Annotated in this window: 12 protein-coding genes and 1 pseudogene; 9 read left to right on the plus strand and 4 right to left on the minus strand. The window is 35.5% G+C overall.

The features are described from left to right. Both tarB and tagD read left to right on the plus strand, forming a co-directional pair. A partial coding sequence (gene tarB, locus CD118_RS09790) for a teichoic acid glycerol-phosphate primase TarB (protein ID WP_103356642.1) occupies nucleotides 1-1,038 on the plus strand: 1,038 nt, incomplete at its 5' end. Between the two features lie 95 nt (nucleotides 1,039-1,133). Continuing rightward, nucleotides 1,134-1,532, plus strand: coding sequence for a glycerol-3-phosphate cytidylyltransferase (tagD, locus tag CD118_RS09795; protein WP_050331692.1), 399 nt, complete (start codon nucleotides 1,134-1,136; stop codon nucleotides 1,530-1,532). 106 nt (nucleotides 1,533-1,638) lie between these two features. Here the strand turns inward: tagD and pbp4 are convergent, their stop codons facing one another. Then, nucleotides 1,639-2,916: a penicillin-binding protein PBP4 gene (gene pbp4 / locus CD118_RS09800; RefSeq protein WP_060830531.1), complete on the minus strand. Its 1,278-nt coding sequence runs from the start codon at nucleotides 2,914-2,916 to the stop codon at nucleotides 1,639-1,641. A gap of 283 nt (nucleotides 2,917-3,199) precedes the next feature. Here pbp4 and CD118_RS09805 point away from each other — a divergent pair, with 283 nt between their 5' ends. Further along, the gene (locus CD118_RS09805) at nucleotides 3,200-4,945 is read left to right on the plus strand and encodes an ABC transporter ATP-binding protein (RefSeq protein ID WP_050331691.1); all 1,746 of its coding nucleotides are present in this window, start codon (nucleotides 3,200-3,202) and stop codon (nucleotides 4,943-4,945) included. Between the two features lie 172 nt (nucleotides 4,946-5,117). Here the strand turns inward: CD118_RS09805 and CD118_RS09810 are convergent, their stop codons facing one another. The 3 genes and pseudogenes from CD118_RS09810 to CD118_RS09820 form a co-directional block, all read right to left on the minus strand. Next, the gene (locus CD118_RS09810; RefSeq protein WP_050331690.1) at nucleotides 5,118-5,276 is read right to left on the minus strand and encodes a FeoB-associated Cys-rich membrane protein; all 159 of its coding nucleotides are present in this window, start codon (nucleotides 5,274-5,276) and stop codon (nucleotides 5,118-5,120) included. Nucleotides 5,277-5,290: 14 nt separating this feature from the next. After that, complete coding sequence (feoB, locus tag CD118_RS09815; RefSeq protein WP_103356643.1) at nucleotides 5,291-7,285, minus strand: ferrous iron transport protein B; 1,995 nt, start codon at nucleotides 7,283-7,285, stop codon at nucleotides 5,291-5,293. After that, nucleotides 7,278-7,490: pseudogene (locus CD118_RS09820) on the minus strand (FeoA family protein); the annotation flags it as partial. The gene feoB and the pseudogene CD118_RS09820, both read right to left, overlap by 8 nt. A 491-nt stretch (nucleotides 7,491-7,981) precedes the next feature. On the opposite strand from CD118_RS09820, the gene CD118_RS09825 reads away from it, so the two are divergent. The 6 genes from CD118_RS09825 (at nucleotide 7,982) to CD118_RS09850 (ending at nucleotide 14,395) form a co-directional block, all read left to right on the plus strand. After that, the gene (locus tag CD118_RS09825; protein ID WP_060830323.1) at nucleotides 7,982-9,208 is read left to right on the plus strand and encodes a NupC/NupG family nucleoside CNT transporter; all 1,227 of its coding nucleotides are present in this window, start codon (nucleotides 7,982-7,984) and stop codon (nucleotides 9,206-9,208) included. A 490-nt stretch (nucleotides 9,209-9,698) separates the two neighbouring features. Continuing rightward, the gene (locus CD118_RS09830) at nucleotides 9,699-10,532 is read left to right on the plus strand and encodes a YitT family protein (RefSeq protein WP_016424395.1); all 834 of its coding nucleotides are present in this window, start codon (nucleotides 9,699-9,701) and stop codon (nucleotides 10,530-10,532) included. Between the two features lie 353 nt (nucleotides 10,533-10,885). Beyond that, nucleotides 10,886-11,689, plus strand: coding sequence for an ABC transporter ATP-binding protein (locus tag CD118_RS09835; protein WP_016424396.1), 804 nt, complete (start codon nucleotides 10,886-10,888; stop codon nucleotides 11,687-11,689). Nucleotides 11,690-11,713: 24 nt separating this feature from the next. Next, nucleotides 11,714-12,718: a FecCD family ABC transporter permease gene (locus tag CD118_RS09840; RefSeq protein ID WP_060830322.1), complete on the plus strand. Its 1,005-nt coding sequence runs from the start codon at nucleotides 11,714-11,716 to the stop codon at nucleotides 12,716-12,718. Beyond that, nucleotides 12,715-13,731: a FecCD family ABC transporter permease gene (locus tag CD118_RS09845; RefSeq protein ID WP_060830321.1), complete on the plus strand. Its 1,017-nt coding sequence runs from the start codon at nucleotides 12,715-12,717 to the stop codon at nucleotides 13,729-13,731. The genes CD118_RS09840 and CD118_RS09845 overlap by 4 nt, the downstream gene beginning before the upstream one ends. 166 nt (nucleotides 13,732-13,897) lie before the next feature. Then, nucleotides 13,898-14,395, plus strand: coding sequence for a hypothetical protein (locus tag CD118_RS09850; RefSeq protein ID WP_050331683.1), 498 nt, complete (start codon nucleotides 13,898-13,900; stop codon nucleotides 14,393-14,395). The last annotated feature ends 307 nt before the right edge of the window (nucleotides 14,396-14,702 follow it).

The raw sequence follows: 14,702 nt of genomic DNA on the forward strand, positions 1-14,702 counted from the left end.
CGTTTATACAGTCATTTACGTGTGGATGCTAACCATATTGTTTTTTTAATGACTTTTAAAGAAGATGAATTACCCATTATCTATCAATTAAGTGAAAATGGTTTTCGCGTTACTGTTTTTGCGAAAAAGAAGGATTTCAGTTTTTTAGAGAATCGACAAAATATTACTTATCACCCACTTAAATTTTCTTCCATTTTGAAACAGTTGTCAGCGCTAGCAACCGCTAAGATTATCTTTATTGATACGTATTATTTATTAATGGCAGGATTAAATAAAAAGAGTGGACAGACAGTCATTCAAACTTGGCATGCGGCAGGTGCGCTTAAAAAGTTTGGTTTAGAAGATCGCTCAGTAGATTTAAACAATCACAAATTAGTCGAACAGTATCGTGCTGTTTATCAAGCGACAGATAAATATCTCGTAGGTGGCCAACAAATGTCACACTGTTTTGAAAAAGCTTTTGAAGCGGAATACGAGCAGTTGATTGGGTTTGGGAGTCCGCGTTTGACCACATATCGACAATTAGATATAGAAGCACATAAGCAAAAGTTAAAACAGGAACTCGGCATCGAAAATAAAGTAGCTGTTTATTTACCAACCTACAGAGAGCAAGGTCAAAATAATCGTACTATCGATAAAGTGACTTTTGAAACGACTGTGCCGGGATATACTTTATTAAGTAAGTATCATCCCACGGTTCCCGCTGCAGTGAACAATACGAAAGTATGTACACTTGATCTGATCGTTATGGCAGATTTAATTATTACAGATTATAGCTCACTTGCTATAGAAGCGAGTATCATCGATACGCCTGCACTCTTTTATGTCTATGATGAGGCTGAATATGATGAGGTCAGAGGGCTCAATGAATATTATCAAGCCATTCCACAAGATTACAAAGTTTATAATGAGCATGACTTATATGCACGTATTAGAAAAGGAAACTTAAAACCACTATTTGAAAAGTGGCACCAATTTAATACAAGAGAGAGTCTCAATCAGGTGGTCAATTATGTAGAAAAACTCGTGAGGATTTAAAATCTATATTCATATATTTTAGGAATTAAGAATTGTTTATGCTATAATTTTAACAAAATGTAAATATATTAATAGATTATTAAGGAGATGTAAAGATGAAACGTGTCATTACATATGGAACATACGATCTTTTACACTATGGACATATTGAATTACTACGACGTGCCCGTGAAATGGGAGATTATTTAGTTGTTGCGCTCTCAAGTGATGAATTCAATCGAATCAAAAATAAAAAGTCATATTACAATTTTGAACAACGTAAAATGATGTTAGAATCGATTCGTTATGTAGATCTTGTGATTCCTGAAAATGACTGGGGTCAAAAAGAAACTGACGTAGAAAAGTATGAAATTGATACTTTCGTAATGGGTCATGACTGGGAAGGCGAATTTGATTTCTTAAAAGACAAATGTGAAGTGATTTATTTAAAACGTACAGAAGGCATTTCTACAACTCAAATTAAGAAAGAGTTGTATGGTAAAGATGCAAAATAGTCATAAATTAAAAAAGGCTTAGAAATTTTGAAGTTACCAAAATTTCTAAGCTTTTTTGATTGTCGCATAGGTTGCTTGAGACTCCGTGTAAAACAACGAGTTTATTTTATTTACGACGGAATCGGCTCATAAGACTGTAAAATACGATAGATAGAAAGACGACAATAACACCGAAAGCGAGGATTGTCATCCATGGATGTGTTTGCCAGCTTGAAATGACGACAGATTTAGATTCATAAATAAATGGATTTTCTACCTCTACTTTAGGTGGTCCATCATGTTTTGTGATGAATTTACGATCATAATCAAGATGTACTTGGTTGTCATCAATTATAAAATGATAAGGTTTTTTTAGGTTTTTAGGAACGACGTCATATAAATCTTTTGTGACGTAATATGTTTTACCATCGATTTTATGCTTTCCTTTAGAGAGGACTTTTTTATAGTCATATAATGCAAAACTATAATTAATCGCACTCGCGCTCATCATATTCCGTTGTTTTTCGCCTCCGAGATGTTTGTAATCGCCAGCCCCCATAATGATATGAAATATACGAAATTTCCCACGTTTTGTTGTTAAGGAATTATTATAATCTGCAATATCACTAGAACCTGTTTTTAACCCATCCGTGCCTTCTAAGCTCATATTGCCACCTTCTAGTAAATCATTAAAAGTATAATAGGTTACGCCGTGTTGAGTAGGCGCAATTTGTTTAGTGAAATGCAAAATTTTAGGTGTATCTTGAACGGTATGTTGCGCTAAAATGGCGTAATCATGGGCTGTTGAAGTAGAGGAAGACTCATTTTGGTATCTTTTAGGAACAAATTCTAATAATAGTCGATTTTCTGCACCAGTTGGATTCACGTAATGCGTGTGATTCATACCTAAAGATTTTGCAGTCTGGTTCATTTTATCTACAAAATCAGATGTATTGTCAGAAACTTGATTAGCCAAAATAAGTGCAGCCGCATTACTTGAAGCAGAAACAGTAATTTGAAGTAACTCTGCTATTGTATAAGTCTCACCCGGAAAAAGCTTTGTATTACTTAATTCCGGTAGTGTTGACATTCTATAATGCTCAGGTGTGATTTTAACTGTGTCATTTAATGATAATTTTTTCTCTTTTACCGCTTGAAGTGTTAAATACATTGTCATAAGTTTTGTCATTGAGGCTGGATACCATTCTTTTTGACTATTATAGTCGTATAAAATTTGGCCAGTTTGACTGATATTGATGACACCTTCAGGTTGGAACGGCAAAGTCACCGGATAACCACTTTGTTGTGCAAGTTCAACAGGTGAAGGTGTATATGCACGCGCGAAAGGTGTTATAATTGTGGTAGCGAAGAATACAACCACGATAGATAGTATTATTTTTTTCATTTGCATACAGACTCCTCAATCTAAAACTATAAATGGATAAACAACAAACGTCATTTTATCATAAAGCTTGTTGTTAATAAATCGGTACTTTGGCTGATTTTTTGCAAAGGTGCCCTTGTTTTAGTTACGAGTCATAGACATTGTGGTTTAACAAAAAATACCGATTTTAATCATGGTAGGTAAAAATGACTAAAATTTAATGAGGTAGACTGCTCGCACAAAGAAGGAAGACTCACGGATTACTTATTGCGAAGAAAATTACGAATAAATGAGGTATGTCACTATGAGAAAAGATAACCCACTCCTATATTTATTGAAAAAGATTTCATGGCCGGTGGGTCTCATTATTATCGCTGTGATTATCGCTTCATTAGGAAGCCTTAGCGGCCTGCTCGTTCCACTCTTTACTGGGAAGATGGTAGATAAGTTCACAGTTGCATCAATTAATCCTATTTTCATTGTTATATTGCTCGTCGTGTTTATCTTAAACGCATTATTAAGTGGTATCGGATATTATTTGTTGAATAAAATTGGTGAAAAAATCATTTACGCTATCCGTTCAGTGTTGTGGCAGCATATTATTCATTTAAAAATGCCATTTTTTGACAAAAATGAAAGTGGCCAATTGATGAGTCGTTTAACTGATGATACGAAAGTGATTAATGATTTTATATCGCAAAAATTGCCTAACTTTTTCCCATCCATTATTACGTTGATTGGTTCTTTAATTTTATTGTTTGTTTTAGATTGGCAAATGACGCTATTAACATTTATAACAATACCTATATTTGTATTGATTATGATACCACTCGGTAAGATTATGCAAAAAATCTCAACGAATACACAAACCGAGATTGCCAATTTTAGTGGGTTATTGGGACGTGTTTTAACTGAAATGCGCTTAGTGAAAGTAGCAAACACAGAAAAGCGAGAATTAAATCTTGCACATGATAATTTACTTAAAATTTACGGATTAGGGTTGAAACAAGCCAAGATAGCAGCAATTGTTCAACCTGTTTCTGGCATTATAATGTTATTAACAATTGGGATTATTTTAGGTTTTGGTGGCTTGCGTATTGCTTCTGGTGCCATTTCTGCTGGGACACTTGTAGCCATGATATTTTATGTATTAAATTTATCAGTGCCACTTATCAATTTATCCACACTTATTACGGATTATAAAAAAGCAGTAGGGGCAAGTAGTCGAATTTATGAAATACTACAAGAGCCAATGGAAGTCATTGATGATCCGAGTGAGACACATCTAATTGAATCAGGAGATTTATCATTTGAACACGTTGATTTTAGCTACGATGTTGCGCCCGTTTTAAAAGACGTCTCATTTAATGTCGTTCGAGGTGAAGTGACAGCGTTCGTTGGACCATCAGGTTCAGGGAAAAGTACAATCTTTAGTTTGATTGAGCGTATGTATGATGTTAACGGTGGCGATATTACATATCATAATCAATCTATTTACGATCTTTCCCTAACGGATTGGAGAAGAAAAATAGGTTACGTTATGCAAAGTAATGCGATGATGAATGGAACGATTAAAGACAATATTTTATATGGTATTGATCGCGAAGTTTCTGATGAAGAGCTTATCCATTATGCACGACTTGCACATTGTCATGACTTTATTATGGAATTTGAGCAAGGATACGATACTATTGTGGGTGAACGTGGTTTGAAATTATCAGGAGGTCAACGTCAACGTATTGACATTGCACGTAGTTTTGTAAAAAATCCAGATATTTTATTACTGGATGAAGCAACGGCGAATTTAGACAGTGAAAGTGAGCGTAAGATTCAGGAAGCATTAGATGTATTAATGGAAAATCGCACTACGATTGTCATTGCACACCGTCTATCTACAATTAAAAAAGCAGGACAAATCATCTTTTTAGATCAAGGACGTGTTACAGGTAAAGGCCGACATGAAGTACTAATGCAGACCCATGAAAAATATCAACAATTTGTAGAAACACAAAATTTAACTGATTATAAAACAACAAAGCGTGATGCGTAATTTTGTGGAGGGTTTTATCCATCAAGCGTTTTTATGGCATGCCCTTGTTGCAATTGACATGCTTCGTGGCGAGATGTTGTGGGGTGGTATGTTGTTTCGTTTCAACGTTTCACCTTATAAATTGTTATATCCATAAAGGAGAATTTCAGCGAATGAAATTCTCCTTTTTGTATTACTGCAAATGTTTTGGTAACTGTTTAGTAGAACAAGATTTGTTGACCTCACAAGCGCTACATTGTCCTTGCTTAGATTTTTTAATATAACGTATCGTTACTAAGACAACGTAACAAAAAATAAGTGCAATGAGTAGTAAGTTTAAAAGTAATGCCATTAATGATTTCCCCCTTAAAAGAAAACTGAACCGATTTGATAAACTGCGAGTGACAAGACATAAGCAATTGTAATTGGGTAAACGAGTGCGAGTAAGGTCCATTTCCATGATGTCGTTTCTTTACGAATCGCCGCGACAGTAGCTAGACAAGGTGTATATAGCAAAATAAAAACCATAAATGAATAAGCGGATAAAGCTGTAAAATGTGATGAAATCATTGAAACAAGGGCGTTTTCATCTACTGAATAAATAATCGCCATAGCACTGACTACGACTTCCTTGGCTAAAAATCCTGGTATTAATGTAGCAGCCGTTTGCCATGAACTAAAACCTAAAGGGGCGATAAGAGGTGCAATAGCAGCCCCGATTAAATGCAAGAAGCTTTGTTCTACCGGTACATGAAACCCTGATGGTCCAGAATAATTGAGCAACCAAATGATAACAGAACCAGCAAAAATAAATGTTCCTGCTTTTTTAACAAATCCTTTTCCTTTTTCCCATGTGCTTCTCCATAAAGTTTTAATAGATGGCAAGCGATATGGAGGTAATTCGACTACAAAAATAGAGGTGTCTTTTTTCAAAATTGTTCTTGAAAGGCCCCAGCTGACAAATAGAGCTACGACGATACCAAGCACATAAAGACTTAAAACAACGAGTGCTTGATGTTGCGCGAAAAATATAGCGACAAACAATCCATATACAGGAAGCCTTGCCGAACAAGACATAAAAGGGGCAATCAGAATTGTTGTTAAACGTTCCTTTTCTTCTTCGATACTTCTTGCGGCCATAATTCCAGGTACATTACAACCAAACCCGATAATCATAGGGATAAAAGACTTTCCGTTTAGTCCAAATTTTTCCATAATTCGATCCATAATGACTGCAATTCGTGCCATATAGCCAGAATCTTCTAACAAAGATATGAAGAAAAACAAGACAAGAATCTGAGGAACAAAGACAAGCACACCTCCGACACCAGCGATAATTCCGTCTGTGACTAAATCTTGAAGTGCTGGATATATACCGAGATGTGTCATAGCATCTCGTGCAGAGTCAGTTAAAGGACCACCGAAAAATTCATCTAGTTGATCTGATAAGGGTGTGCCTATCCATGTAAATGTCGTTTGAAAAATCAGCCACATGATACCAAGAAAGATAGGAATCCCTAAAATTTTATGTGTCAGTAACGCATCTATGCGTTCTGTAACATAGTGTCGTTGCGTATCTGGATATTGAACAATGTCAGCCAATATAGCGTCAATGTAGGATTGTCTACACTGAACAATATGATGTTCAATGTCTATTGTATGTGTAGACATAAATGCATTTTTAATGTCATTAAATGCGTCGCACGTTTGAGAATCTAAGTACGTTAAAACAGATGGATTTTTGAGTAAATATTGAATCGCTAAAAATCGATATTGTGCCTTTTCTAATTTCAATTGAGATGGCATTGCTTGTTGTAATTGTTGAAGCAAGTTTTCAATCGCTTCACCATAGTTGATTTTTAAAGGACGTTGCTTTGAAATATGATGATCTGTCAGGGCGTTAAGCATATCATCGCTACCCTTTCCAGTTCTTGCAATGACAGGAATGACAGGGACGTGTAATTTCCTCATGAGTTTCTGATAGTCAATCCGAATGCCACGCTTATTAGCAACATCTATCATGTTTAAACCTATGAGGATAGGTGCGCCGAATTCTAACAATTGTATCGTTAAATTAAAATTACGTTTGATTTGTGCGGCATCTATAATATTAATCATGCCATCGAATGATTCATGTAATAAAAAGTCAGTTACAACAGTTTCGTCACGTGAAATAGGAACTAAATCGTAAATGCCGGGTAAATCAATTAAATGACCATTTTTCTTTTTTAATTGACCGACCTTTTTTTCAACGGTGACACCACTCCAATTGCCAACATAAGCATAAGAGCCGGTAAGTGCATTAAACAATGATGTTTTCCCGACATTAGGGTTTCCTAAAATACAATATGCATTACTCATAGGCTTGCTCCAATAGGATGTCACAAGCATCACAATTTCGTATACAAATTTGTTGGCCATTAATTTTTAAAGTACAAGGCCCTTTAAATAAACCTTTTTGATGAATAGATAAGCAACAACCCTCCACACATCCAAGTGCGCGTAAACGATGCTTCAAATTAATGTTTTGCGTTTCTAAAGCTTTGACACGATAGTTTCTTCCAACCTCAGCATTTGCAACATGTAACTTATTCCCACCTACTTATCGTTAATGATAATCATTTTCATTTAATTATAGAATACCTTGAATTATATTTGTAAGCAATAGTGATTTTAGAAAGAATATGTAAAATTATTGAATTTAATCAAAAAATTTGTTTGGGCTGGAACGACATTCAGCCGGTCTTTAGAGTCTAAGTGACGTGAAATAGTCAAGTTTTACTCGTCATTTTATTTAAGGCGGATGCACAATCCGTTCAGTTTAACAATGTGCGAATCAGTTTGGATATGTGTGTGATAGGTAGCTAGGTCGGCATGCCTCGATGAACCGCATTGTTCATCTCGACACATTAGAAAGTCGTTTGTCGTGGTCTATACATAATGGAAGAAAGAGGGGATTCTGACCTAAATATTATTAAAAAAACATATTCTCACTATCTCATACGCATGGTATACTTGTTGTGTTAAAAACAGTTGAAAGGTAAGAGGTAAATCCTTATGTATTTGATCATTAACATTATTGGTTTGTTTGTATTTTTGGGTGTTGCATATCTGTGTTCACGTGACCGTAAAAATATACAATGGGGTTCTATAGCTGTCTTAGTTGTATTGAACCTTATCTTAGCTTGGTTTTTCGTATACTTCCCTGCTGGAACTTTAGCCGTTAAAAAAGCAGCAGAAGGTATCTCTTGGGTAATAGATGCTGCATTTGCAGGTATAGGTTTTGCATTTAAGAGTTGGATAGAAGTCAAACAGTTAGATATGGCTGTTGCTGCGCTTTTCCCTATTTTATTAGTTGTGCCTTTGTTTGACATTTTAATGTATTTCCGTATTTTGCCATGGATTATGCGTGCAATTGGTTGGGTGTTAGCCAAAATTACACGTCAACCTAAATTTGAAGCATTCTTTGGTATTGAAATGATGTTTTTAGGTAACACTGAAGCACTTGCGGTTTCAAGTGAACAATTAAAGCGCATGAAAGAAACACGTGTGTTAACGATTGCAATGATGTCAATGAGTTCTGTATCTGGTGCGATTGTTGGGGCTTACGTCACAATGATTCCAGGCGAATTAGTATTGACAGCCATCCCATTAAATATTGTTAATGCGATGATTGTAGCTTCAATTTTGAATCCAGTTAAAGTTGAAGTAGATGACGATGTTATTTATGACTTACGTGAAAATGAAGCGCGTCAACCGTTCTTCTCATTCTTGGGAGATTCAGTATTAAATGCTGGTAAGCTTGTATTAATTATTATTGCTTTCGTTATTAGTTTTGTTGCTTTAGCAGAATTGGCAGACCGTTTGATCCACCTTATCAGTAGTGGTATTGCACACTTATTCCACTTAAAAGGAAGCATTGGTCTAGATCAAGTTTTAGGTGTATTTATGTGGCCGTTTGCATTCTTATTAGGTTTACCGTCAGATGAAGTGTGGAAAGTTGCACAAAATATGGCGAAGAAAATTGTAACAAACGAATTTGTTGTAATGGGTGAAATTACTGGTGAAATTAATAGTTATACACCGCATCACCGCGCTGTTATTTCTACATTTTTAATTTCTTTCGCTAACTTCTCAACAATTGGTATGATTATCGGTACATTAAAAGGGATTGTTAATGAAAAGACGTCTGATTTTGTTTCTAAATATGTTCCAATGATGTTATTAGCGGGTATTTTAGTTTCGTTATTAACAGCAGGTTTTGTAGGTTTATTCGCTTGGTAATTTTGATTCCGGTGAGCGACGGAATGAAAAAAGAGGGAGCAGGACATGATTGTCCGCTCTCTTTTTTATGTGTAAGTGATTATGTTAAAAGATTAATGCCTTAAACTGTGAGTAGCCCATATCAGCCCATTATCCCAAATGAATTAGCGCATAAAAGAAGCAGCTCAGCGCTTGCTGAACTGCCTTAGACGGGAAATGAATAATTTAGATTGATATTCGAGCATGATATCAACCTCGAGCAAAAAATCTCTCTTACTATAAAAAACACAAAGGAGATGGCCTCTTGTTGACTAGTAAACTAGCAACAAATAAGGTAATTCATATTATACACACTTTTACACCACAAGTAAACTAAATATTCAGAAATTTAAAACTTTAATAAAATCTTTTACATTAACTCGGAATTCAAGGGTACGAATTGTCATAAAGTTGTGATAATATGGCTAATGACAATATAAAAAGACAATCTTAAGATGAAGGGAATGGTTTGGTGAGCAGAACAATTAGAGATTTAATTTTAGTCGTTTTAGGTGCGTTTATATTTTCAGCCGGTGTAAATGCATTTATTATCACTGCGGATCTTGGTGAAGGCGGTGTAACAGGGCTCGCAATCATTTTATACTATGCATTTCACTTATCTCCAGCCATCACTAACTTTGTGGTGAATGCGATTTTAATCGGTGTGGGGTATAAATTTTTAAGTAAAAGAAGTATGTATTTAACAATACTAGCGACGGTATTGATTTCTATTTTCCTTAGTTTAACTGAGTCATGGCATGTAAAAACAGATGATGTTATTATTAATGCGATATTCGGTGGTTTTTCTGTAGGATTAGGAATCGGTATTATTGTATTAGCGGGAGGTACGACTGCAGGGACAACCATTTTGGCACGTATCGCAAATAAATATTTAGATGTGAGCACACCTAATGCCTTACTCTTCTTCGATTTAATTGTTGTGCTAATCTCGTTGACAGTCATTCCTTTAGACCGTGCATTGTTAACAATTATTAGTTTGTACATAGGTACAAAAGTAATGGACTTTGTTATAGAAGGTTTAAATCCTAAAAAAGCTGTAACCATCATCTCTAAAGAGCCAGATCGCATTGCTAAAATGATTGATGAAGATATAGGCAGAGGTATTACTATACTCAACGGTCGCGGTTACTTTTCAAAAAAAGAAACAGATGTGTTGTATGCAGTGATTAGTAAAACGCAATTATCACGGACGAAGCGCATGATTCGAAAGATTGATGAAAACGCGTTTGTAGTCGTCCATGACGTTCGTGATGTATACGGCAATGGCTTTTTAGTAGAAGACTAATTTAAAAGAACATTTTTAAGAAAAGTGGATATAAGTAGTATGAGTGGGATAGTTATCAAATGGTTTGGACTATCCTGCTTTTTTATTTTTATTAAATAAAAGCATCTATCGTTTAACAAACAGACGTTTTTCGTTTTGTTTAATGTATGTATATCAATTAAGTTTCAGTTAGAAATTTCTAGCAAAGAATGATATACTAACAAATATATGATAATGATTATCAATTGGATGAAATAGATCTACAAAATAGCGTGATATTAATAAATAACTGGTCACGTCTATCTCGTAAAGTACAAATAACGCTTTTCATAATATGAATTGAAGCGGAATCGTTTTAAGAAAGAAGGATGACGATGAACAGATTAATAGGTAAAGAGGTTTCTATCGGATATGGTGAACGTGTTATTGTGAACAACTTAGACGTTGCTATACCAGATGGGAAAATTACGTCCATTATAGGCCCAAATGGTTGTGGGAAGTCTACGTTACTGAAAGCCTTATCACGATTACTGAATACTAAAAGTGGCGAAATCTCTTTAGATGGTAAAAATATTCATACACAATCTACAAAAGAAATTGCGAAAAAAATCGCGATATTACCTCAATCACCAGATGTAGCAGATGGGCTAACTGCGGGGGAATTGGTTTCTTACGGTCGATTTCCACATCAAAAAGGGTTTGGTCGCCTTAATGAAGAAGATAAAAAAGAAATTGATTGGGCGATGCGTGTAACAGGAACAATTGATTTTAAACATCGTGCAGTCAATGATTTAAGTGGTGGTCAACGTCAACGCGTATGGATTGCGATGGCTTTGGCTCAAAAAACAGATATTATTTTTCTAGATGAACCGACAACTTATTTAGATATTTCACATCAACTTGAAATTTTAGAACTCGTACAAGAACTGAATGCGAAACATGGGACAACGATTATTATGGTCTTACATGATATTAACCAAGCGATTCGTTTTTCTGACCATCTGATTGCGATGAAAAATGGTGATATTGTTAAGCAAGGTGAAACGCATGAGGTGTTAACGAACGAGATTTTAGAAAAAGTATTTAATATTGATGCGGAACTAAGCACGGATCCTCGAACAGGCAAACCAATGTTAGTGACTTATAATCTATTATGTAAGCACTATGAGAAAGCATAAAGCGGTAAGGCATGGCGTATTCAAATGTTAAATAAAATTAAAATCGTTAAATTAAATTATGCATTGCAACTGATTTGTGCACTTGTAATACTCATATTTGTGTTTGTTCTTTCTATTTTATTAGGAGAGGCGCATATCAATTTGTCAACGATTGCTGCAGCCATATTTCATTATGATCCATCGATTCAAGCACATAATATTATTTCTGAAATTCGTATCCCGCGTAATATTGGAGCGGTATTAGTAGGGATTGCTTTAGCCACATCGGGTGCAGTGATTCAAGGCGTCACAAAAAATGGATTAGCAGACCCCAGTTTAATTGGTTTAAACGCTGGGGCTGCTTTTGCGTTGGCAGTGACTTATGCATTTATCCCCTCTGTGCCTTTTACGGTGCTTATTTTGGCCGGATTTATAGGCGCTATTTTTGGTGGTACAATCGTAATGATGATTGGATCGTCAAGGCGTGATGGATTTAATCCAATGCGGCTGATTCTTGCGGGTGCCGCGGTTAGTGCCCTTTTGACTGCATTAAGTCAAGGGATTGCATTAATTTATCGTCTGAATCAGTCTATTAATTTTTGGAGTGCTGGCGGTGTGTCCGGTACAAACTGGCAACAAATTATGATTAGTGCGCCCATTGTGTTAGTTGTTTTAGCTTTATTTATTCTTATAAGTCGCCAACTGACGATTTTAAGTTTAGGTGAAACGTTGGCAACTGGTTTAGGACAAAATGTAAAATGGATCCGTACACTCGCTTTAGTGCTTTCAATGTTATTAGCGGGTATATCAGTGGCAATGGTAGGTCAGATTGCCTTTATAGGATTGATTGTGCCCCATATCGTACGTTATTTAGTAGGAACTGATTATATTAAAGTACTCCCAATGGCAGCGGTCATGGGTGGAACGTTAGTTCTATTGGCAGATTTAGTTGCAAGATTACTAGGAGAAGCGCCTATGAGTGCTATTATTTCTTTTATAGGTGTCCCTTATTTCTTCTACCTCATTCGAAAAGGGGGTAGTACGATATGATTCATCCAAAATTGAAACGGAAGCAACGCATTGTTTTAGTGACTGCTATTATCGTGCTCTGTTTAGCTATAGTCTGGAATCTCACAACTGGTGAATATGCGATGTCCTATCGTCGTATTATTCAAACGTTTTTAGGCCAAGGCAATGCAGCAGATCAATTGATATTGATTGATTTCCGATTGCCGCGTATGTTGATTACACTTATGGCGGGTATCGCTCTAAGTTTGAGTGGCGTGATTTTACAAAGTGTGACTAAAAATCCATTAGCAGAGCCTGGTATTTTAGGTATTAATGCAGGAAGTGGCTTTGCTATCGCATTGTTTATCGCAATTGGTCAAATTCAAGCAGCTCAGTTTGTTTATGTCTTACCTATCATCAGTATGATAGGCGGACTTTTGACAGCTTTTGCCATTTTCATCTTGAGTTATCAAGGGGATAAAGGTCTTTCTCCAGCAAGTATGGTATTGATTGGTGTCGGGATGTCGACTGCGTTGTCAGGTGCCGCGCTTACGCTGATGTCGACATTTGACAAAGATCAATCTGAATTTATAGCCACTTGGTTGGCAGGCAATATTTGGGGTGATACATGGCCTTTTGTGTTCGCGTTTTTACCTTGGCTTATTATTTTAGTGCCCATTGTTATCTTTAAATCTGAAACTTTAAATATTTTAAATACCAGTGATACGATTGCTAAAAGTGTGGGTGTTCCGCTTAATAAAGCACGTATTTTATTAATTTTGATTGCTGTTCTCTTGTCTAGCGCTGCAGTGTCAGTGGCGGGTGCAATTGGATTTATTGGCTTAATGGGGCCTCATATCGCGAAGTCATTGGTAGGGCCAAGACATCAATTATTTATACCGATTTCAATTGTCATTGGTGCTTTACTGTTGACTGTTTCAGATACATTAGGGAAAATTTTATTACAACCAAGCGGCGTACCAGCAGGTCTCGTCGTAGCTGTGATTGGTGCGCCTTACTTTTTATATTTAATGTATCGAACACGTTCTGTATGATTTCAATCCTTAGACTGAGCGTGATAGATATAAAATATGTTAGAATATAAATATATGAGATGATACGATAAAAATATAACTTAATGTGGCAGGTCAAACTGCAATCTTAATGTAATTATGTTAAGATAGTGGTAAACGGACATAGGCACATTCAGGAGGACAAGCCATGCAAGATTTAATAAAGAAACATGTCTTAAACGGCGAATTTGAAGCGGTAAAAAACTTAATGTCTGCAACTGACTTTTTAGCTTTTGAAGAAGCGTATATCTCTAGTGCCCATGAGGAAGAAAGTGTCATGTATTATACATGTTTGCTTGATATGATTAAAGCGGAAGAAACAGCTGAAATTCATGATTTAGCTTTCTTATTACTTGTATATCCATTAAGTGATGTGCCAGGCGCATTAGATGCTGCATATTACCATGCTAAATCATCAATTGATTTGACTGAAGGTAAAGAAGTAAAAAGTTTATTACAAATGTTACTGTTGCATGCAATTCCAGAGCCTGTTATTTCTGATAAAAAGGCTTTTAGTGTTGCAAAACAAATCTTAAAGCTTGATCCAAATAATAAAGTGGCTAGAAATGTATTGAAAGAAACAGCGAAACGTATGGATCAAGTGGTGGTTGATTTTGATCAGTTAAATAATTATAAAGATGCATAAAGCAATGTACGATTGTCAACAGATGTATAAACGAGACGGAAATCTTATCCAACAAGATTTCTGTCTCGTTTTTTTATATTATCTGGAATGGAAGCGTGAAAAAATCATTATTTCTATCCCCGGTTTATATCTTAATCAATAGAATTTTTTATTTTAAGATATGTAAAGATTGAAGTTTAAAGCAGGATTTTTGAAATTCAAATGCGTATAAAATATTCTAAAAGTGTACATAAAAACTTTTAGGCTCAAAAAATACCTGTAAAATTTTAAGAATTCTATGAAATCTTTTGTTGAATCTATTCATAAT

Origin of the sequence: Staphylococcus coagulans, from assembly GCF_002901995.1 — a bacterium.
Lineage (GTDB): Bacteria > Bacillota > Bacilli > Staphylococcales > Staphylococcaceae > Staphylococcus > Staphylococcus coagulans.